Annotated in this window: 19 protein-coding genes and 1 riboswitch; of the genes, 11 read left to right on the top strand and 8 right to left on the bottom strand. The window is 67.4% G+C overall.

Annotated elements, in window-relative coordinates; all coding sequences use genetic code 11:
• Positions 1–10 precede the first annotated feature (10 nt).
• The 4 genes from VDQ83_RS13595 to VDQ83_RS13580 form a co-directional block, all read right to left on the bottom strand.
• On the bottom strand, positions 11–466 hold the full coding sequence (locus tag VDQ83_RS13595) for an N-acetyltransferase family protein (RefSeq protein ID WP_455435341.1): 456 nt from the start codon (positions 464–466) through the stop codon (positions 11–13).
• 273 nt (positions 467–739) lie between these two features.
• Positions 740–2,611, bottom strand: a complete 1,872-nt coding sequence (btuB, locus tag VDQ83_RS13590; RefSeq protein ID WP_455435340.1) for a TonB-dependent vitamin B12 receptor — start codon at positions 2,609–2,611, stop codon at positions 740–742.
• A gap of 112 nt (positions 2,612–2,723) precedes the next feature.
• A riboswitch (cobalamin riboswitch) is annotated at positions 2,724–2,942 on the bottom strand.
• A 26-nt stretch (positions 2,943–2,968) separates the two neighbouring features.
• Entirely contained in the window at positions 2,969–3,412 is a 444-nt protein-coding gene (locus tag VDQ83_RS13585; protein WP_455435339.1) for a TfoX/Sxy family protein, read from the bottom strand.
• Positions 3,409–3,891, bottom strand: coding sequence for a GAF domain-containing protein (locus tag VDQ83_RS13580; RefSeq protein WP_309916496.1), 483 nt, complete (start codon positions 3,889–3,891; stop codon positions 3,409–3,411). Before VDQ83_RS13580 ends, VDQ83_RS13585 begins: the two co-directional genes overlap by 4 nt.
• A 256-nt stretch (positions 3,892–4,147) precedes the next feature.
• Between VDQ83_RS13580 and bioD the strand changes: the two genes are divergently transcribed.
• The gene (bioD, locus tag VDQ83_RS13575) at positions 4,148–4,840 is read left to right on the top strand and encodes a dethiobiotin synthase (protein ID WP_455435338.1); all 693 of its coding nucleotides are present in this window, start codon (positions 4,148–4,150) and stop codon (positions 4,838–4,840) included.
• A 360-nt stretch (positions 4,841–5,200) separates the two neighbouring features.
• Here bioD and VDQ83_RS13570 read toward each other — a convergent pair whose 3' ends face one another.
• The 3 genes from VDQ83_RS13570 to VDQ83_RS13560 all read right to left on the bottom strand — a co-directional run bounded on the left by VDQ83_RS13570 (position 5,201) and on the right by VDQ83_RS13560 (position 7,697).
• Positions 5,201–5,572: a phasin family protein gene (locus VDQ83_RS13570; RefSeq protein WP_455435337.1), complete on the bottom strand. Its 372-nt coding sequence runs from the start codon at positions 5,570–5,572 to the stop codon at positions 5,201–5,203.
• Between the two features lie 276 nt (positions 5,573–5,848).
• Entirely contained in the window at positions 5,849–6,208 is a 360-nt protein-coding gene (gene queD, locus VDQ83_RS13565; RefSeq protein WP_455435336.1) for a 6-carboxytetrahydropterin synthase QueD, read from the bottom strand.
• Between the two features lie 130 nt (positions 6,209–6,338).
• Entirely contained in the window at positions 6,339–7,697 is a 1,359-nt protein-coding gene (locus VDQ83_RS13560) for a DEAD/DEAH box helicase (protein ID WP_455435335.1), read from the bottom strand.
• 373 nt (positions 7,698–8,070) lie between these two features.
• On the opposite strand from VDQ83_RS13560, the gene VDQ83_RS13555 reads away from it, so the two are divergent.
• Complete coding sequence (locus tag VDQ83_RS13555) at positions 8,071–9,060, top strand: fumarylacetoacetate hydrolase family protein (RefSeq protein WP_263397144.1); 990 nt, start codon at positions 8,071–8,073, stop codon at positions 9,058–9,060.
• A 91-nt stretch (positions 9,061–9,151) separates the two neighbouring features.
• On the top strand, positions 9,152–9,811 hold the full coding sequence (maiA, locus tag VDQ83_RS13550; RefSeq protein WP_455435334.1) for a maleylacetoacetate isomerase: 660 nt from the start codon (positions 9,152–9,154) through the stop codon (positions 9,809–9,811).
• A gap of 108 nt (positions 9,812–9,919) precedes the next feature.
• Here maiA and VDQ83_RS13545 read toward each other — a convergent pair whose 3' ends face one another.
• Complete coding sequence (locus VDQ83_RS13545) at positions 9,920–11,068, bottom strand: PilT/PilU family type 4a pilus ATPase (RefSeq protein WP_263397146.1); 1,149 nt, start codon at positions 11,066–11,068, stop codon at positions 9,920–9,922.
• A 99-nt stretch (positions 11,069–11,167) separates the two neighbouring features.
• On the opposite strand from VDQ83_RS13545, the gene VDQ83_RS13540 reads away from it, so the two are divergent.
• The 8 genes from VDQ83_RS13540 (at position 11,168) to VDQ83_RS13505 (ending at position 19,423) form a co-directional block, all read left to right on the top strand.
• The gene (locus VDQ83_RS13540; protein ID WP_263397147.1) at positions 11,168–11,560 is read left to right on the top strand and encodes a DUF4398 domain-containing protein; all 393 of its coding nucleotides are present in this window, start codon (positions 11,168–11,170) and stop codon (positions 11,558–11,560) included.
• Positions 11,557–12,453, top strand: a complete 897-nt coding sequence (locus tag VDQ83_RS13535; protein ID WP_455435333.1) for an OmpA family protein — start codon at positions 11,557–11,559, stop codon at positions 12,451–12,453. Before VDQ83_RS13540 ends, VDQ83_RS13535 begins: the two co-directional genes overlap by 4 nt.
• Before the next feature lie 339 nt (positions 12,454–12,792).
• A complete protein-coding gene (locus VDQ83_RS13530) occupies positions 12,793–13,017 on the top strand; it encodes a YdcH family protein (RefSeq protein WP_263110973.1) in 225 nt (74 codons plus the stop codon).
• A 201-nt stretch (positions 13,018–13,218) separates the two neighbouring features.
• Complete coding sequence (locus tag VDQ83_RS13525; RefSeq protein ID WP_455435332.1) at positions 13,219–14,589, top strand: pyridoxal-phosphate dependent enzyme; 1,371 nt, start codon at positions 13,219–13,221, stop codon at positions 14,587–14,589.
• A gap of 82 nt (positions 14,590–14,671) precedes the next feature.
• Positions 14,672–15,865 carry a cystathionine gamma-synthase gene (locus VDQ83_RS13520; RefSeq protein WP_455435331.1) on the top strand — a complete coding sequence of 398 codons (1,194 nt, stop codon included), beginning with the start codon at positions 14,672–14,674 and terminating at the stop codon, positions 15,863–15,865.
• A gap of 2 nt (positions 15,866–15,867) precedes the next feature.
• Entirely contained in the window at positions 15,868–17,241 is a 1,374-nt protein-coding gene (locus tag VDQ83_RS13515; RefSeq protein ID WP_455435330.1) for a glycosyltransferase family 4 protein, read from the top strand.
• A 107-nt stretch (positions 17,242–17,348) separates the two neighbouring features.
• The gene (locus tag VDQ83_RS13510) at positions 17,349–18,134 is read left to right on the top strand and encodes an ABC transporter permease (protein WP_455435329.1); all 786 of its coding nucleotides are present in this window, start codon (positions 17,349–17,351) and stop codon (positions 18,132–18,134) included.
• Entirely contained in the window at positions 18,131–19,423 is a 1,293-nt protein-coding gene (locus VDQ83_RS13505; RefSeq protein WP_455435328.1) for an ABC transporter ATP-binding protein, read from the top strand. Before VDQ83_RS13510 ends, VDQ83_RS13505 begins: the two co-directional genes overlap by 4 nt.
• Positions 19,424–19,451 lie beyond the last annotated feature (28 nt).

Below are 19,451 nucleotides of genomic sequence, written 5' to 3'. Positions count from 1 at the left end.
TTGCGACCGATCAAGCCGACAGCCGGTACTCCAGCACTTCATCGCCCAGGTCATCGATCTCGCCGGTGGGACGCCAGCCCAGGTGCCGATAGAAACCATGCGAGCGCACCGCCGGGTCGGCCGCGCAGCCGAGGAACAGCCGCGTGAAGCCCCATGCGCGGAAATCCTCGACCATCCGCGCCAACAATGCCTTGCCGAGGCCCTTGCCCTCCCACGCGGGCAGCAGCGCCAGCACGATGATTTCGCCGCTGTCGCGATCGCCGAAGCAGTAGCCGACCATGCGGCCTCCCGCCTCGGCCACGTGTCCGGGGAAACTGCCGTTGGCGATACCGGCCTGCCAGCTGTCCACGGTGATGCCCAGCGCAGCCAGCTGCTCGGCCGAGAACGCGTTCTCACGGGTCCGGCCGCGCAGGTCGATGCAGTCCGCCGCGTCGGCGGGCACGGCGGCGCGATAAGAGATGTGCATGGGTGATCCCGGAATTGACTGGCTACGCCGGTCATTATCCGGGGCGCGCGCGGCATGTCGCGGGAACAGGCGACGATGCGCGAAAGCGCTGCTTCGACGAAGCAGCCAATGCGCGTTCGATCCTGCAGGAGCGGCTTCAGCCGCGACGCTTTACCGGTAGAGCCCGGTCGCGGCTGAAGCCGCTGCTACAAGGGCTGCAGCGTCGATGTCGATGCTGCCGCGCTTTTCACAGTCGTAGCAAGCGCTGCGCCGTGCGGCGCAGCGCTTCGTTCCTCAGCGTGCCGCCGGCGCGTAGCGCAGCGTCACCGCGTACTCGCGGCCCGGCTGGTTGTACCAGTTGATGGTCTGGTAGTCGCGATCGAACACGTTGCTGGCCTTGGCCTGCAGCGTCCAGTCCGGCGCGAATGCGTATTCCACGCGCAGGTCGACAGTGCCGTAGCCGGCCAGGCGCACGCTGTTGGCCGCGTCGTCGTAGCGGTGGCCGCTGCCGAACGCGGTCACCCCGAGCTTGACCGGGCCGAAGCCGCGGTCCACGTCCAGCCGCGCGGTGTTCTGCGCGCGCCGCGCCAGCCAGTTGTCGCGGTTGCCGCCGTCGCTGCGGTTGCGCGGATCGGTGTGGCTGAGCTGCGCGGACAGTTCCCAGCCGGCCAGCGTCGCATAGCCGGTCAGCTCGGCGCCGCGGATCCGCGCTTCGTCCACGTTGACCGGCAGGAAGCTGACGGCGTCGTAGGAGATCAGGTCGTCGACGCGGGTCTCGTAGACGTTGAAGGTCCAGTTCCAGGTATCGGCGTACTGCGCCACGCCCAGGTTGCCGCTCTTGGACTTCTCCGGCTTCAGTTCCGGATTGCCGGAGAACGGGTAGTACAGGTCGTTGAAGGTCGGCGCCTTGAAGCCGGTGCCGACGCTGGCGGTGAGCTTGAAGCCGCCGTCCAGCGCCAGGCCCCAGCCGAGGCTGCCGGTGGTGTGCTGGCCGAACTGCTCGTTGTCGTCGCTGCGCACGCTGGCCTGCACCTGCTGCGCGCCGAAGCGGCCTTGGTACTCGGCGAACACGCCGGTGTTGTCGCGCTGGTCGAGGTCGAAAGCGGTGCTGCCGGTGACTTCCTCGCGCTGCCAGTCGGCGCCGGCGCTGAGCAGGTGGCCCTCGGCCAGGCCGAAGTCGCCCTGCAGCGAGGCGGTGTCGCGGCGGCTGTCGAAGGTGCTGACGAAGCTGCGCGTGTCGCTGCCGGCGGCGTGGTAGTAGCTGTCGGCCTGGTCGGTGTTGCGGCCGAGTTGCGCGGCCACGTGCACGCGCTCGGACGGGGTCCAGTCGAGCTTGCCGCCGAACACCTGCTGGGTGTTGTCGGCCTCGTTGCCGGCGAACAGCGCATCGCCGTCGTATTCGTTGCGGCTGTCGATGTTCAGCGCCTGGCCTTCGATGCGCAGCGTGTCGCTCAGCGCATAGCCGGCGCGCGCGCTCAGCGAGGTGTTGCGGTAGCCATCGCGGTCCGGCTCGTCGATGAAGCAGCCGGCGAACAGGGTGGCCGAACCGTTGCAGGCGTTGATGCCGTCGGTCTTCTGGTAGCCGCCCTGCACCGACAGCCAGCCGCGCTCGCCGCGGTTGCTGAAGCCGGCGCTGGCCTGGCGCAGGCCATTGCTGCCGGCGCCCAGGCTCAGGTTCTGCTGCAGGCCCTGGCCGCCGCGGCGGGTGAAGATCTGGATCACCCCGCCGATCGCATCGGAGCCGTACAGGCTCGAGCGCGGGCCGCGCACGACCTCGATGCGCTCGATCTGGCTCAGCGGCAGGTCCTGGAACGCGGCCAGGCCGGCGCTGGCCGAGCCGATGCGCACGCCGTCCACCAGCACCAGCACGTGGTCCGATTCGCTGCCGCGCAGGCTCAGCGTGGTCAGCTTGCCCAGCCCGCCCTGGTTGGACACGCCGATGCCGGCGCGGCCCTGCAGCAGCTGCGCCAGCGACGTGGCCTGGCTGCGCTCGATCTCGGCGCGGTCGATCACCTGCGCCGGGACCACGCTGTCCTCGACCGAGATCTGGGTGCGGGTGGCGGTGACCAGGACCTGGTCCAGGTCGGTGGCGGCATCGGCGGCGAGCGCCAGCGAGGGCAGGGACAGGGCGGACGCGATCGCGACCGAAAGCAGGCGGAACGACATGGGGCAACTCCGGCGCGCGGTTGCGCGCTGTGACGGCGAAGGAGTCGCGAACGGAAGGTGCGAGCGGACGGCGCCAGACGCGGCGCGGCACGCCGCGACGCCCTCCGCATCGCAACCAGTGGACTGCAAGGCCGGTCTCCGGGCTGGCGATCTGGGAGTCGGAACTCCCGGCTGGCGACGCCTTCCCATGCGGTTTGCACAGTGGCGCAGGTCGTCAGCTTGGATCGCTTACCGTTGCGGGGGCAGCGCCGGCCTTGTCGCAAGACGCACCGGCTTCCCGTTTCAACCTGCAGGCCGGAGCCGGCAGGTCACCTTGAAGCGGCGCGATTGTACGCGATCGCCGGCGTGACGCGCGGATCAGTCGGCGTCGCGCTCGCCGGCGTGGCCGTCGTCGTCGCGTCCGTGGTCGCGCTCGGCGTCGTAGGCATGGCCGCCGGACGCGTCGTCGGCGTAGTCCGCATACGGCGTATCGCTATGGTCGCCGCCGCGGTCGAAATGGGTGGTCGCCACCGGTCCGGCCACCGGCAGGCCGCGTTGCGCCGGAAGCGCCGCCGCCGCCGTGTCCAGCTCGGCGAGCAACTGCGTGCGCCGTGCCTCGGCCAGTTCCTGCCAGTGGCAGCCGGTCAGCGCGCCCTCCAGCGAGTACAGCAGGTTGAGGCTGGGCTTGAAGCCGGCGCGCTTGACCTTCAGGAATGCGCCCACCGCGCCGGCCGCGGCCAAGTCCTCCTGCGTGCGCAGGCCGACCTGGCGCAGCCAGGCCGCGCTCTTGGGGCCGATGTTGCGCAGCTTCTCGGTGCTCATCGCAGCGCGTCGACGAAGACCTGGGCGATCGCCTCCAGGCCGTGCTGGTCGTCGGCATCGAAGCGCGCCAGGTCCGGGCTGTCCAGGTCGAACACGCCGATCAACTCGCCGTCGCGCAGCAGCGGCACCACCAGCTCCGAGCGCGACGCCGCATCGCAGGCGATATGCCCGGGGAAGGCCTCGACGTCGTCGATGCGCTGGGTCTGGCCGCTGCTGGCGGCGGCGCCGCACACGCCCTTGTGCAGCGGGATGCGCACGCACGCGGGCAGGCCCTGGAACGGCCCGACCACCAGTTCCTTGCCGTCGTACAGGTAGAAGCCGACCCAGTTCAACCGCGGCAGCGCGTGGTACACCAGCGCCGCCAGGTTGGCGGCATTGGCGATGCGGTCGGGTTCGCCGCTGACCAGGGAGCGGGCCTGGGCGAGCAACTGGGCGTACTGTTCCGGCTTGCTGCCGGTGAGCGAAGAGGAAGCGAACATCGCACGAGTCTAGCAGCGGCCGGTGGCGGCCTGGCGGCGGAGACGGCCGACGCAAGGGAGAGCGGACGCGTGCCTGGATGGGCCGAGCCGTCGCTGGCAGCGATCGACCTGCGCCCCACGTGTTCCTTGGCGCATGCATCCGCGCGATGGCCCCTGTGCGCACGGGCAGATCGCCGCTGACGCTGACGCGGCGGCACGGCGCCGGCTATCCTGCGCGGCCGCGCCGCATGTGGCGGCCCCCGAGGATCCTGCGACGATGCGCTTCCCCGCCTTCTACGTCACCGGCACCGATACCGGCATCGGCAAGACCGTCGCCAGCACCGCGCTGCTGCATGCGCTGCGCGCGCGCGGGCAGGCGGCGGTGGGCATGAAGCCGGTCGCCAGCGGCTGCGAACGCGGCGCGGACGGCTGGCGCAACGAGGATGCGCTGGCGCTGCAGGCGGCCAGCGCGCCGCGGCCGGACTACGCGGACCTCAATCCCTATGCCTTGCCGCTGCCGCTGGCGCCGGAACTGGCCGCCGCCGCGGCCGGCGTGCGCGTGGAGCTGGAACCGATCGCGGCGGCCTTCGCGCGTCTGCGCGCGCAGGCGGACGTGGTGGTGGTGGAAGGCGTCGGCGGCTGGGCGGCGCCGCTGTCGGCGACGCTGGACCAGGCCGACCTGGCGCGCGCGCTGGCCTTGCCGGTGCTGCTGGTGGTCGGGCTGCGCCTGGGCTGCCTCAACCACGCCCGGCTCAGCGCCGCGGCGATCGCCGCCGACGGCCTGCGCTGCATCGGCTGGATCGGTAACGAGATCGATCCGGCGATGCAACGCATCGACGCCAATATGCAGATGCTGCAGGAGCGCTTGCCGATGCCCTGCTGGGGGCGGCTGCCGTACCGGCCGCAACCGGATCCGGCCGCGCTGGCGGCGCAGCTGCACCCATGGCCGGGCGCGCAGACGGCGGGCTGATTCGGCGCCTGGCCGCGAGCGCGCGCAGCGCAGGAATGGCGGCCGCGAGGAGGGTTTCTTGTGGAGGAGGGACTTTCGGCCCCAACGGACCGAAAAAGTCGGGCTGAGACATCCGCAAGAAGCACAAGAATGCCTGGCACTGCGAAAATCCCGAGTCCCGAGTCCCGAGTCCCGAGAACCGAGTCCCGAGAACCGAGAACCGAGAACCGAGAACCGAGAACCGCGAATCCCGAATCCCAGCCATAAAAAAGACCCGGTAGAGGGAGGGATCTACCGGGTCTTGGCTGCACGGGGGGAGGGACCCGCGCGTACCACTGGTCAGTCCTGCGGCTGTGCCGCAGCGGACTTGTCTGGTCTTGCTTATTTGGTCTTGGCCTTCGGCGCGGCCTGATCGGTGGCCGCCTCGAACTGGTTCTTGGCGAGCTGGCCGATGGCTTCGGAGGTCTTCAGGCTGAGGCCGAACATTTCCTGGTTGGCCGTGGCCAGCCGCTCGAAGTTGTCGCGGGCGATCTGCAGGCCCTTCGGCCACAGCGACTGCACGCTGCCGATGTCGCGCGCTTCGGTGAGCTCGCCGAGGAAGCCGGTGGTCGCGGCGACGTTCTTCTCGAAGGTCTTCAGCTGCACGCCGAACACGCTCTCAGCGCTTTCCAGCGCCAGACGGTTGGCCCGCGCGGCGGCGGCGGCGAACTGCTGGGTGTAGCTGCTGAACTGATCATTGAACTGAGCGGACATCATGCAACTCCAGGGAATGCCGATTGCTGTTGCAGTGCAACATACGCGCATTCTGCTGCAATGCAACAAAATTTTCTGAAGTCGCTCAGGCTTGGTTCAAACTGGCTTTCGGATCAATAGGTTGGAGGCGATCTGCCTGGCGCCGACCTGGCCTGCGGACGCATTGGGCGGACGCCAGCTGCGCCTACGCGGGCACCCGGGAACAGGGCCGTCCATCCGCAATGGGTCAGTCGCCGTCATGCCGCCCTTGCCAATCCCCAATCCCCAATCCCTGCCTCAAGCAGGACCGCGATACCGGCAGCCGGACGTGCAGGTCTCGTGGATCACCACCTCGCTCAACAGCGGCAATGCCGGCTTGAGCCGCTCCCAGATCCACACCGCCAGGCGTTCGCTGGTCGGGTTCTCCAGGCCCTCGATATCGTTGAGGTAGTGGTGGTCGAGCTGGTCGTAAATCGGGCCGAACGCGGCCTTGATGTCGCCGAAGTCCATGACCCAGCCGGTGTCGGCGCCAGGCTCGCCGCTGACGTGCAGCTCGACCCGGAACGAATGCCCGTGCAGCCGCGCGCACTTGTGGCCGGGCGGGACGTTGGGCAGGCGGTGCGCCGCTTCGAGGGTGAAGATCTTGAAGATATTCATGGCGTCATTCTAAGTGTGGGCGCCGCGCGGATCGTCGGCGCTGGCGGCTGCGGGATTTGCGGTGGCGAGGCGTCGCGAAAACACGAACGCCGCCCGGAGGCGGCGTTCGTGGTGCTGCGGTCGGCTGCGCTCAGCGCGCAGCGCTGGGCTGGCCGCCGCTGCGACGGCGCTCGCCCTGGCGGCGTGCGCCGCCCGGCTGGGTGCCGCCGGCCGGCTTGGCGCCGGCATGCGCGTGCGGACGCGGCGCATCGCCGTGCGGACGGCGCGCGTGGGTGCTCTTGCGCGGCGGACGCTGGCCGCCCGGACGCTCGTCGGCCGGATTGTTGTTGCCCCAGCGGATCGGCGTGGACGGCTCGAAGCCCGGCACGTCGCGGATGTCCATCTCGCGCTTGAGCATGCGCGAGATCGCGCGCAGCAGCTTGGCCTCGTCCTGCGCCACCAGCGACACCGCCTCGCCCTGCGAGCCGTTGCGGCCGGTGCGGCCGATCCGGTGCACGTAGTCCTCGGCGACCATCGGCAGGTCGTAGTTGATGACCTTCGGCAGCTGGTCGATGTCGATGCCGCGCGCGGCGATGTCGGTCGCCACCAACACGGTGATGCGACCGGCCTTGAAGTCGCTCAGCGCGCGCAGGCGCTGGCCCTGGCTCTTGTTGCCGTGGATCGCGGCGGTCTTGAGCCCGGACTTGTCCAGGAACATGGTCAGCTTGTCGGCGCCGTGCTTGGTGCGCGCGAACACCAGCGTCTGCATGCGCGAATCGGCGGCCAGCAGGTGCAGCAGCAGCTCGCGCTTGCGGGTGCCATCGACCGGGTGCACGCGGTGGGTGATGGTGTCGGCGACGGTGTTGCTCGGCGTGGCCTGGATTTCCTGCGGGTCGTGCATGAACTCGCGGGCCAGCTGCTTGATGCCTTCCTCGAAGGTGGCCGAGAACAGCAGGGTCTGCCGGTTCTGCTTGGGCAGCTTGGCCAGGATGCGCTTGATCGAGGGCAGGAAGCCCATGTCGAGCATGCGGTCGGCCTCGTCCAGCACCAGGATCTCGATGCCCGACAGGTCCACGCTGCGGCGCTCGAGGTGATCGAGCAGGCGGCCCGGGCAGGCGATCAGCAGGTCCACGCCGCGACGCAGCGCGTCGAGCTGGTTGCCCATGCCGACGCCGCCGTAGATGGTGGTGCTGGGGATGCGCAGGTACTTGCTGTAGCCGCGCAGGCTGTCGTGCACCTGGGTGGCCAGCTCGCGGGTCGGGGTCAGGATCAGCGCGCGCGGCTTGCGCGCGCCATTGCCCACCGGCTGCGGCGAGGTGCCCAGGTGCTGCAGCAGCGGCAGGCCGAACGCGGCGGTCTTGCCGGTGCCGGTCTGCGCGCCAGCCATCAGGTCGTGGCCGGCCAGCGCCAGCGGAATCGCCTGCAACTGGATCGGGGTGGGGGTTTCGTAGCCCTGCTCGGCCAACGCGCGCAGCAGGAAGGGCGCCAGGCCCAAGGATTCGAATGACATCGAGAAAAGCTCCGGATAACGCGCCGTCGCCGGGACGTGCCCGGAGTGCAGACGCAAGTAGGGTGAGGCTCGGAGCGTTCCCGTGAACCGCGCTGCGAGAGGGTGGAACAACCCGGAGCAGACAGCGCTCGGGTTTGTCGGCACCACGAAAGGCGTCGGGCGGGGCGGGCGAGCGGATCGAACGATCCTGACCTCGCCGGCGGTCCCTGAGGGAAACGGACGGCCGCATGCAGACCTGGCCAGTCTACGCTGAATTGGCGCAATGCACAAAAGGCCGGGCGGTTTTCCGACGGCCGGCGGCTCTGTTTCAGTTGCAACCAATATCCGGTCTGGCCGTACAATCGTCCGATCGGCTCCCCAGCACTGGACGGACATGAAGCTAGGTTCCCTGAAGGAAGGCGGTCGCGACGGCACCTTGATCGTCGTTTCCCGCGACCTGACCCGCGCGGTGCGCGCCACCGGCATCGCTGCGACCCTGCAGCGCGCGCTGGAGGACTGGAGCAACCTGGCGCCGCGCCTGAACGCGCTGTCCGAGTCGCTCAACGACGGCAGCGCCGACGGCCAGTTCGACCTGGACATCGCCGCGCTGGCCGCGCCGCTGCCGCGCGCCTACGAGTTCCTGGACGGCAGCGCCTACCTGCCGCACGTGGAGCGGGTGCGCCGCGCGCGCGGCGCCGAGGTGCCGGAGAGCTTCTACAGCGATCCGCTGATGTACCAGGCGGTCAGCGCCGGCTTCTACGGCCCGCGCGACGCGGTCAAGGTGGTCAGCGAGGACTACGGCATCGACCTGGAGGCGGAGATCGTGGTGGTCACCGACGACGTGCCGATGGCGGTCGATGCGCAGCAGGCCGCAGGGCATATCCAGCTGATCGGGCTGGTCAACGACGTGTCGCTGCGCAACCTGATCCCGGCCGAACTGGCCAAGGGCTTCGGCTTCGTGCAGTCCAAGCCGCGCTCGGCGCTGTCGCCGGTGTTCGTGACCCCGGACGAACTGGGCGAGGCCTGGCGCGACAACAAGCTGCACCTGCCGCTGCTGACCCACATCAACGGCGCGTGGTTCGGCGCGCCGGAAGCCGGCGAGGACATGCAGTTCGACTTCGCGCAACTGGTCGCGCACGCGGCGAAGACGCGGCCGCTGGCCGCCGGCGCGGTGATCGGCTCGGGCACCATCGCCAACCAGGACACCAGCCGCGGCGCCTCCTGCTTCGCCGAACAGCGCGTGGTCGAGACCTTGCGCGACGGCCAGCCGAGTACGCCGTTCATGAAGTTCGGTGACGTGGTGCGGATCGAGATGCTGGACCGTGACGGGGTGAGCATCTTCGGCGCGATCGAACAGCGCATCGAGCCCGCTTCCCGGCCCTGAGCCGGCCGGCGGCGGCGCCGAGACGACCGGCGGTGCCGCTGCTACTGTGTCCACCGGTATCGTGATCGTCCGGACGGGGAGGGGCAGGGGCGTGGAAGAGGCGTTGCAGCTGTACACCTACTGGCGTTCCAGCGCCGCCTATCGCGTGCGCATCGGCCTCAACCTGAAAGGGCTGGCCTACCAGGCGCTGCCGGTGCACCTGGTGCGCGACGGCGGCCAGCAGCACTCGCCGGAGTACGCGCGGCTCAATCCGCAGGAGCTGGTGCCGACGCTGTGCCACGACGGCCAGCCGATCCGCCAGTCGCTGGCGATCCTGGAATACCTGGACGAACGCTGGCCGGAGCCGCCGCTGCTGCCGGATGCGGCGATCGACCGCGCGCGGGTGCGCGGGCTCGCGCAGCTGATCGCCTGCGACATCCACCCGCTCAACAACCTGCGCGTGGGCCGGTTCTTCGAGACCGTGTGGAGCGTGCCGCAGTCCGAGCGCGAGGAGTGGATGCTGCACTGGATCGTGCTGGGCTTCGATGCGCTGGAGCAACTGCTCGCCGAATCGCCCGACACCGGCACCTATTGCCATGGCGAGCAGCCGGGGCTGGCCGATTGCTGCCTGGTGCCGCAGGTCTTCAACGCGCGCCGCTTCGGCGTGGACATGCAGGTCTATCCGACCCTGGCGCGGATCGAGCAGGCCTGCCTGGCGCTGCCGGCGTTCGATGCGGCGCGCCCGGAGCGGCAGCCGGACGCGCAGGGCTGAGGCCTGGCGTCTCGACCCTGGAGGCGCGGCTTCAGCGGCGACAGGGTCTTGCCGGACGATGTGTGTCGCGGCTGAAGCCGCTCCTACAGGTACAGGGGCGCAGCGCGCTCAACCGAAGCCGTGCGTGATCCGCGGCGAACTGGCGCCGCCGCCGGCTGCGGCGTCATAGTCCGCGTAGGGGTCGTGTTCGCCGCTGGAGCCCTCGGACAGGCGGAACTTCAGCGCCAGGCCGTCGCGCGAGTCGGCAGCGCGCAGCGCTTCCTCCTGCTCGATCTGGCCCTGCTTGACCATCCGGAACAGGCACTGGTCGAAGGTCTCCATGCCTTCCTCCAGCGACTCCTCCATGGCGGCCTTGATCTCGTGCACCTGGCCGCGGCGCAGCAGGTCGCGGATCATCGGCGTGTTCAGCAGCACCTCGGTGGCCGGGCGGCGGCGCTCGTTCTTGTCCTTGACCAGGCGCTGCGAGACCACCGCGCGCAGGTTCAGCGCCAGGTTCATCAGCACGTTCTTGTGCGCGCTTTCCGGGAAGAAGTTGAGGATGCGCTCGATGGTCTGGTCGGCGTTGTTGGAGTGCAGCGTGGCCAGGCACAGGTGGCCGGTCTCGGCGAAGGCGATCGCCGCCTCCATCGTCGTCGCGTCCAGGATCTCGCCGATCAGGATCACGTCCGGCGCCTCGCGCATCGCGTTCTTCAGCGCGTTGTGGAAGGCGTGGGTGTCCAGGCCGACCTCGCGCTGGTTGACGATCGACATCTTGTGCTTGTGCAGGTATTCGATCGGATCCTCGATGGTGAGGATGTGCCCGGTGGTGGTGCTGTTGCGGTGGTCGATCATCGACGCCAGCGAGGTGGACTTGCCGGAGCCGGTCGAGCCGACCACCAGGACCAGCCCGCGCGGGGTCATGATCACGTCCTTGAGCACCTGCGGCAGGTGCAGTTCCTCGATGCTGGGGATCTTGCTGCGGATCGCGCGGATGACCATGCCGACCTCGCCGCGCTGCTTGAACACGTTGACCCGGAAGCGGCCGGCGTCCTGCAGCGCGATGGCCATGTTCAGCTCCAGCTCGCGCTCGAACTGCGGCACCTGGCCCTCGTCCATCAGCGAATAGGCGATCTTCTTGACCATGCCCGGCGGCAGGCCGGTGGCGCCGAGCGGGTACAGCTTGCCTTCGATCTTGATATAGACCGGTGCTCCCGTAGTCAGGAACATGTCCGAGGCGTTCTTTTCGGTCATCAGCTTCAGGAAGTAGCCGATATCCATGCGCAATGGTTCCCCAACAATCCGCGGCTGCCCGTTGCAAGCGCGCCACAGGCTTCCGACAATGGCCGCGCTCGACGTCTCCGCCTACGGCCCCCCTTGATGAAAACTAGCTTCGCACAAATCCGTTGCCCGCAGTACGTGATGGCGTGCGCATTGGCGCTGTTTGCCGCGCCCGCCGCGTTCGCCCAGGTCGCCTCGCCGGAGCTGCAGACCGCGCAGCAGGCGGTGCAGCGCGCGATCCAGGCCGACGCCGACCAGTACGCGCCGGACCTGATCGCCACGGCCCGCCAGGGCCTGGAGCAGGCCCAGCAGGCGGCACTGGACCGCCGCCAACGCAAGACCGCGCCGCAGCTGGCGCTGCGCGTGGCGGCCGATGCCGATTTGGCGCGGGTACGCAGCGAGGAGGCGGTGGCGAACGCGCAACTGCAGCAGCGCAAGGCCGAGGTGGCCGACCTGCAGCGCAGCTTGAACACCGGGGAGGGCCGTCCATGAGCCGTCGCGTGGGGATGGCCGGCCGCCTGGCCGCGCTGCTGTTGCTGGTCGCGCCGCTGGCCGCGTTCGCGGCCGACGATCCGGAACTGGCGGTGCTGAACCAGCGCCTGGTCGCCCTGCAGGCCGATCCGCTGAGCGCCGACGTGGCCGCCTACGAGCGGCTGCAGGCGCAGCAGGCGGTCGCCGCGTTCGCCGCGGCCAAGCGCAAGGAGCAGGACGATGCGCGCTACCTCGCCGAGCGCCGCGTCGAGATCGCCGAGACCGCCGCGCGTGCGGCGCTGGCGCGGCGCCAGGTCGACCAGCTGGAGAGGACCCGCAGCGAGCTGCTGGTCGAAGCCAGCCGCCGCGAGGCCGCGCGCGCGCGCCAGGAAGCCGAGCGGCTGCGGGTGCAGGCGCAGATCCAGGCCGAGGAGGCCGAAAGCCTGCGCCAGGCGGCCGAGGCCGAACAGCTGGCGCGGCAGGATGCCGAGCAGGCGCTGACCAGCGTGGCCGGGCAGCAGACCGCCAAGCTCAGCGCCGCGCAGCAGAAATCGGCCAAGCTGGCCCGCGAGGAGGCCGAACTGGTCGCCGGGGCCAAGCTGCCGGCGTCGCGCTTCGAGCCGCGCGGGGAGGTCTTCACCGTCACCGGCGGCGCATTCGCCGCGGGCAAGGCGGCGCTGACCGCCGATGCCGCCGGCCAGGCCAAGGCGCTGGCGCAGTACCTGCAGATCGGCGCCAAGGGCCGGGTGCGGATCGAGGCCTACGATGCCGACGCCAGCGTGGCGCAGAAGCGCGCCGACGCGCTGCGCGATGCGCTGGTCGGCGGCGGCGTGGCGGCGAGCCGGCTGCAGGCGGTGGGCAAGAAGGCGCCGGCGAGCAAGGCCCGCGCCGCCGAGGTGGTGATCGCGCCCTGAGCCGGGGTGGCCGCGCCGTGCCCTGGAACCGTTTTTAACGCGGTTTTTCCCTGGGCCTGAGCGGCGAGCAACTGAATGCGGAAAAGCGGGCTGGCGTCCCTTGTCGGATGCGGTGGGGAGGCGTAGGGTCGAACTCCCAGGCGGCATCTCGTCGCCTGGTCCCAACGGAGGCACCGGGCCGATGAAGCAGTGGCACGCACCGCAGCACGACGTTCCAAGGGCCGCAGGCCCGGGCGTTGCGGTGGAGCGGCTGGCGGCCCGCGCGACTCCGCTCCCAGGCAACGCCCCGTGCCGTTCCGGCCGGGGCGTTCTTGTTTCCAGCTGAAGGAGGCTATTCCTATGTTCGAAGGGCAATCGCAGACCGAAATCGACGCGCTGATCAAATCCGATCCCGAGTTCAAGCAGCTGTACCAGCGTCACAAGACCCTGGACAAGAAATGCATGGATGCCGAACTCGGCGTGCTGCCGATCGACGATCTCACCCTGTCCCAGATGAAGCGGGAAAAGCTCGCGGCCAAGGAAAAGCTGCTGCGGCTCTACGACGAGCAGCAGAAGCCGCACTGATCCACCCCTCCCACGACGCGTTCACTTGTCGCGGGCGGTGGCCGGCCTCCTCGTCGGCTCGCCACCGTCCGCGCCATCTCTTCCCGAAGCCGCGATCGCGGCTTTTTTCGTGCCGATTCCGCGTCCCGGTCTGACATTCCGGCGCATACCGCGGATAATCACCGGTCCAGCCGCTATGTCGGCGCGATGCATCCGGACGCGATGGCCATTCACTCTTCCGTACTCGACCTGATCGGCGACACCCCCATCGTCAAGGCCAGCAAGCTCGACACCGGCGTGTGCGAGCTGTACCTGAAGCTGGAAAGCGCCAACCCCGGCGGCTCGATCAAGGACCGCATCGGCCTGTCGATGATCGAGGCGGCCGAGCGCCGCGGCGAACTCAAGCCCGGCGCGGTGCTGGTCGAAGGCACCGCCGGCAACACCGGCATCGGCCTGGCCCTGGTCGCCCAGCAGAAAGGCTACAAGCTGATCCTGGTGGTGCCGGACAAGATGAGCCGGGAGAAGATCTTCAACCTCAAGGCGATGGGCGCCGAAGTGGTACTGACCCGCTCGGACGTGGCCAAGGGCCATCCCGAGTACTACCAGGACCTAGCCGCGCGCCTCGCCGCCGAGACCCCCGGCGCCTACTTCGTCAACCAGTTCGGCAACCCCGACAACCCGGCCGCGCACGAGTTCGGCACCGGGCCGGAGATCCTGCGGCAGATGGACGGCAAGCTGGACGCGATCGTATTCGGCTGCGGCAGCTCCGGCACCATGACCGGCCTGTCGCGCGCCTTCGCCGCCGCCTCGCCGCACACCGAACTGGTGCTGGCCGACCCGGTCGGCTCGATCCTGACCGAGTACATCGAGCAGGGCACGGTCAGCGAGAAGTCCGGCAGCTGGCTGGTGGAGGGCATCGGCGAGGACTTCCTGCCGGCCATCTCCGATTTCTCGCGGGTCAAGAAGGCCTATTCGATCAGCGACGCCGAGAGCTTCCACACCGCGCGCGAGCTGCTGGCCAAGGAGGGCATCCTCGGCGGCTCCTCGACCGGCACCCTGCTGGCCGCGGCGCTGAAGTACTGCCGCGCGCAGACCGAACCCAAGCGGGTGCTGGTGTTCGTCTGCGACACCGGCAACAAGTACCTGTCGAAGATGTACAACGACTACTGGATGCTGGACAACGGCTTCCTGGAGCGCCCGCAGCACGGTGACCTGCGCGACCTGATCCTGCGCCCGTACAGCCAGCGCGACACCGTGGTGGTCGGCCCCAACGACCTGCTGACCACCGCCTACCAGCGCATGAAGCTGTACGACGTGTCGCAGCTGCCGGTGATGGATGGCGACCAACTGGTGGGCATCGTCGACGAAAGCGACGTCTTGTTGCACGTCTATGGCGACGAGGCCCGCTTCCGCGACCCGGTCTCCACGGCCATGGTCAGCAAGCTCGACCGGCTCGACGTGAAATCGCCGATCGAGGCCCTGCTGCCGGTGTTCGACCGCGGCCAGGTCGCCATCGTGATGAACGACGGCGCCTTCCTCGGCCTGATCACCCGCATCGACCTGCTCAACTACCTGCGCCGCCGCGTCCAGTGACGGTGCCTCGTGGACGGCTCCCGGTACAGGGGGCCGTTCAGACCTCGCTGCTAGAATCACGCCCCTTCTCCGGGAACCCCTCATGACGGACCACACGTCCAAACCCAATGGCGACGGCCCTGCGCTGTCGCTGGCGACCCTGGCGATCCATGGCGGCCAGCATCCGGACCCGTCCACGGGCGCGGTGATGCCGCCGATCTATGCGACCTCCACCTACGCCCAGTCCAGCCCCGGCGAACACCAGGGCTTCGAGTACTCGCGTACCCACAACCCGACCCGCTTCGCCTACGAGCGCTGCGTCGCCGCGCTGGAAGGCGGCTCGCGCGGCTTCGCGTTCGCCTCCGGCATGGCCGCCACCTCCACGGTGATGGAGCTGCTGGACAGCGGCAGCCACGTGGTGGCGATGGACGACCTGTACGGCGGCAGCTACCGCCTGTTCGAACGCGTGCGCAGGCGCACCGCCGCGCTGGACTTCAGCTTCGTCGACCTGACCGATCCGGCTGCGTTCGCAGCCGCGATCACGCCCAAGACCCGGATGGTGTGGATCGAAACCCCCACCAACCCGATGCTGAAGATCGTCGACATCGCCGCGATCGCCGCGATCGCGCGCCAGCACGGCCTGCTGGTGGTGGTGGACAACACCTTCGCCTCGCCGATGCTGCAGCGCCCGCTGGAACTGGGCGCGGACATCGTCGTGCACTCGGCGACCAAGTACCTCAACGGCCACTCGGACATGGTCGGCGGCATCGCCGTGGTCGGCGCCAATGCCGAACTGGCCGAGCAGCTGGCGTTCCTGCAGAACTCGGTGGGCGGCGTACAGGGCCCGTTCGACAGCTTCCTGGCGCTGCGCGGACTCAAGACCCTGCCGCTGCGGATGCGCGCGCATTGCGACAACGCGCTGGTGCTGGCGCAGTGGCTGGATACCCACTCGGCCGTGGAGAAGGTGATCTACCCGGGCCTGGCCTCGCATCCGCAGCACGCCCTGGCGCAGCGGCAGATGTCCGGCTTCGGCGGCATCGTCTCGATCGTGCTCAAGGGCGGCTTCGACGCGGCCAAGCGCTTCTGCGAGAAGACCGAGCTGTTCACCCTGGCCGAATCGCTGGGCGGCGTGGAAAGCCTGGTCAACCATCCTGCGGTCATGACCCATGCCTCCATCCCGGTCGCCCGCCGCGAACAGCTCGGCATCAGCGACGGCTTGGTGCGGTTGAGCGTGGGGGTCGAGGATGTGGGGGATTTGCGGGTGGATTTGCAGCGGGCGTTGGAGGCGCAGCAGTAGGTATGTTGCAGCAGCAGAGACGCCCGAGCATCTTGTCTAGTTTGAGGACCGGGTTGCTAGGCTTGAATCTTCAGGCATGGATACGTCGCCAGCCATATCTGCAACGTATTTATCGCCTGTTTCCGCGAGGGTTCCGTGATCAGCTTATCGCGCTTCTCTCTGCGCGATCGGTCGCACAAACTCGTTTCCAGCGGACGAGTGCCTGGGATGCTGCGCAAGGTGCCGCTAGGCCTTGGCAGGCGAAGATGAACAGCCCCTCTTTGCGGTCTCCAGGAGTCAATATCCTGGGCTATATCCGCGGTGAATTCGGTCTGGCAGAGAGTGCGAGGATGTATGCGCGTGCGCTGATCGACGCGGGCGTGCCTGTGGCGTTGTACGACATCGACCTGGGAATGCCGCATTCGTGGGGAGACCACAGCATGGATGGATTCATCGACGAAAGGCTACCGCATCCGGTGAGCATCGTGTTCGTGAATCCCGATTATCTGGAGGCGGCGCTTGAGCATGTAGGAAAGACGCGGATGGAAAACCGATACGTGATCGTCTGCTGGTTCTGGGAGCTGGAGAAGATTCCGGATGCCTGGCAGGAGGCGATTCGTCATGTGGATGAGATCATGGTCGCGTCGAAGTTCATCGAAGATGCGTTCCGCCGCATCACCGAGAAGCCCATCATGCGGCTGCCTCTGCCGCTGTCGGCCGTGCATGACAGTGGCCTTCAGCGGCCTGACTTCGGCCTTGATTCGGATAAATTCCTTTTTCTCTGCAGCTTCGACTTCCACTCCTTTATTGCTCGCAAGAATCCGCATGCTGTCGTGCGGGCGTTCCTTGCCGCATTCCCGCCCGGACGCGACGACGTGCGCCTTCTTGTGAAGTCGAGCAACGGCCATCTGCATCCCGACAGCATGCGCGATTTGCTCAACGTCGTGGCCGGCGATCCTCGTATCATGGTGCGTGACGAGGTCATAGACCGAGGCCATGTGCACGCGCTTCAGCGCTGCTGCGATGCCTATGTCTCTCTGCACCGCGCCGAGGGCTTTGGCTTGGGCTTGGCGGAATGCATGGCACTAGGCAAGCCAGTAATCGCGACCGGCTGGTCGGGCAACATGGAGTTCATGGATTCGACGAACTCCTGCCTTGTGGATTACGAGCTGGTCCCTGTGGCAGAAGGAGACTATCCGGATTCGGATGGTGCGCGCTGGGCCGAGGCCGATGTGGCGTGCGCGGCCGAGGCAATGCGGCGGCTCGCCGACGACCCGGTGCGTGCCCGCGCGCTTGGCGAGGTGGCGAAGCGCCAGGTTTGCCGTCATCTTTCGCCGGAGCGGGCGGCGCAGCGCTTGTTGGCAAGAATCGTGGAAGTGGTGCCGGAGTCGAGCTAAGTCCCGGCGCGCTAGGATCGAGCCCTGTCGATGGGGTAGCAGGAATTTCGTGGGTGGATGTTCGTCCGACTCGCTAACAAGTAATTGGAGAGGTACAGATTTTGGACATGATGCGGTCCGTATGGGCCTACCGCTACTTTATCCTGTCGTCGATTAGGAACGACCTCAGGATGCGCTTTGTCAGAAGCAAGTTGGGTGCGTTGTGGATGATCATCCATCCGCTCATGCAGGTTCTTATCTTCGCCACGATCCTATCCGAGGTTTTGGCCGCCAAGTTGCCCGGCGTTAACAACAAATACGCATATGCACTTTATCTCATGTCCGGCACCCTGTGCTGGAGCATGTTTACGGAAACCATCAGTCGGTGTGTGTCGCTGTTCGTCGAGAATGGCAACCTGATGAAGAAGTTGGCGTTCCCCCGGATCTGCCTACCCCTCATCGCTGGCGGCGCAATGCTTGTAAACAACCTGCTGTTGTTGGTCGCTATCTTTGTGGTGTTCGCGGTGCTGGGTCACTTCCCTGGCGCTCAGACAGTTTGGCTGCTTCCGCTGATACTGCTTACATTGTGGTTTGCCATGGCAATCGGCTTGTTGCTCGGCGTGTTCAATGTATTCGTTCGCGACATCGGGCAGGTCGTTCCTGTCGTACTGCAAGCCCTGTTCTGGCTGACTCCGATTGTCTATAGCATCAACATCCTCCCCGCTGCGGTACAGGAGTTGTTCCGACTCAATCCACTGTATCCATTGGTGACCAGCTATCAGCGTGTCCTGCTGTACGACCAGGCCCCAGTCTGGCGAGACCTGCTGCCTATGGCACTGAGTACCGTCGTGCTTGCGTTCGCTTCGCTGGTGGTGTTCCGTCGCGCGAGTCAGGAAATGGTGGATGCCCTATGAGTGGCGTGATGCGCGTTGAGGGTGTGGGCAAGTCCTACCGGGTGTGGGGCAGTGAATGGCTTCGCGCTGCGAACTGGTTTGGATTACCCGTTCATCCGAAGGAAGAGCACTGGGTACTGCGCAATGTGTCGTTCGCGATCACGCCTGGGGAATCCGTGGGCGTGGTGGGGCGCAATGGAGCGGGCAAGAGCACACTGCTCAAGCTGATCACTGGTACCGTTCAGCCGACCGAGGGGCGCATCACGCGTGGCGGGCGCATTGCCGCGATCCTGGAACTAGGCATGGGCTTCAACCCCGATCTGAGCGGCCGCGAGAATGCCAGGCATTCGGCGGGCCTGATGGGCTACACCCTGCAACAGATCGACGAGGTGATTCCGGTAATTCAGGAATTCGCGGAGATCGGCGAGTATTTCGACGAGCCGGTGCGGACTTACTCCAGCGGCATGCAGGTGCGCGTCGCGTTCGCTGTCGCGACTGCCTTCCGCCCGGATATTCTAATCGTCGACGAGGCGCTGTCTGTCGGCGATGCCTACTTCCAGGCCAAGTGCTTCCGCCGAATCCAGGAATTCAAGGAGCAGGGAACCACCCTGATCCTGGTTAGTCATGCGGTGGGCGACATCGTCAAACATTGCGACCGAGTGATCTTCATCAAGGACGGTGGAGTGCACGCCGACGGACCTGCACGCGAGGTGTCTAACCTGTACCTGGACGAGTTGTTCGGCAGGAAGTCCGTCGTCGCCGCCCATCCGCTCGAAGCCGTCGCGGCAGCAGCGGAAATGGGGGCCAGCAACGAGGACATCTTCCACACCCGCCCCTACTACAATCGCGGCGAACACCGGTGGGGCCAGGGCGGAGCACGTATCGTCGATTACATGGTGGTCAGTGGCGGGCAGCACTTCCCTTCGCGCCTGGATAGCGGTGCCAAGACCGAGTTCTACATGAAAATCGCCTTCGACGATAATGTCGAGAGCGTGGTCCCGGGTTTCCTGCTGAAAACGCTCGAAGGCCTTTTTCTCTACGGCACCAATTCGTTCCTTTCCAGTGAAGGTCGCGACCGGATAACAGCCAAGGCAGGCGACGTGGTGGTGTGCAAGTTCACCCTGCCGCTCGATCTCAACCAGGGTCACTATATGGTTTCGCTTGGAGTTTCCAGCGGCGATCCACTGGCTGAGCTCGTGCCGCTAGATCGCCGCTATGACGCACTGCTGCTGGATGTCGGGCGCGCCATGCAGTTCTGGGGGATCGTCGATATGAAGGCCGGCTTCGGTGTCATCGAGGCGTCGGCATGAATCGACGGGCAGCCATCTCATTTTCGCT

The organism is Xanthomonas sp. WHRI 7945 (assembly GCF_035026585.1).
Note: the sequence above shows the minus strand (reverse complement) of the source record. Positions and strands in the feature narration are given on the sequence as shown.

Coding starts and splice junctions, on each gene's coding strand:
- VDQ83_RS13595 (WP_455435341.1), bottom strand. CDS start 466: ATGCACATCTCTTATCGCGCCGCCGTGCCCGCCGACGCGGCGGACTGC.
- btuB (WP_455435340.1), bottom strand. CDS start 2,611: ATGTCGTTCCGCCTGCTTTCGGTCGCGATCGCGTCCGCCCTGTCCCTG.
- VDQ83_RS13585 (WP_455435339.1), bottom strand. CDS start 3,412: ATGAGCACCGAGAAGCTGCGCAACATCGGCCCCAAGAGCGCGGCCTGG.
- VDQ83_RS13580 (WP_309916496.1), bottom strand. CDS start 3,891: ATGTTCGCTTCCTCTTCGCTCACCGGCAGCAAGCCGGAACAGTACGCC.
- bioD (WP_455435338.1), top strand. CDS start 4,148: ATGCGCTTCCCCGCCTTCTACGTCACCGGCACCGATACCGGCATCGGC.
- VDQ83_RS13570 (WP_455435337.1), bottom strand. CDS start 5,572: ATGTCCGCTCAGTTCAATGATCAGTTCAGCAGCTACACCCAGCAGTTC.
- queD (WP_455435336.1), bottom strand. CDS start 6,208: ATGAATATCTTCAAGATCTTCACCCTCGAAGCGGCGCACCGCCTGCCC.
- VDQ83_RS13560 (WP_455435335.1), bottom strand. CDS start 7,697: ATGTCATTCGAATCCTTGGGCCTGGCGCCCTTCCTGCTGCGCGCGTTG.
- VDQ83_RS13555 (WP_263397144.1), top strand. CDS start 8,071: ATGAAGCTAGGTTCCCTGAAGGAAGGCGGTCGCGACGGCACCTTGATC.
- VDQ83_RS13545 (WP_263397146.1), bottom strand. CDS start 11,068: ATGGATATCGGCTACTTCCTGAAGCTGATGACCGAAAAGAACGCCTCG.
- VDQ83_RS13540 (WP_263397147.1), top strand. CDS start 11,168: ATGAAAACTAGCTTCGCACAAATCCGTTGCCCGCAGTACGTGATGGCG.
- VDQ83_RS13535 (WP_455435333.1), top strand. CDS start 11,557: ATGAGCCGTCGCGTGGGGATGGCCGGCCGCCTGGCCGCGCTGCTGTTG.
- VDQ83_RS13530 (WP_263110973.1), top strand. CDS start 12,793: ATGTTCGAAGGGCAATCGCAGACCGAAATCGACGCGCTGATCAAATCC.
- VDQ83_RS13525 (WP_455435332.1), top strand. CDS start 13,219: ATGGCCATTCACTCTTCCGTACTCGACCTGATCGGCGACACCCCCATC.
- VDQ83_RS13520 (WP_455435331.1), top strand. CDS start 14,672: ATGACGGACCACACGTCCAAACCCAATGGCGACGGCCCTGCGCTGTCG.
- VDQ83_RS13515 (WP_455435330.1), top strand. CDS start 15,868: ATGTTGCAGCAGCAGAGACGCCCGAGCATCTTGTCTAGTTTGAGGACC.
- VDQ83_RS13510 (WP_455435329.1), top strand. CDS start 17,349: ATGATGCGGTCCGTATGGGCCTACCGCTACTTTATCCTGTCGTCGATT.
- VDQ83_RS13505 (WP_455435328.1), top strand. CDS start 18,131: ATGAGTGGCGTGATGCGCGTTGAGGGTGTGGGCAAGTCCTACCGGGTG.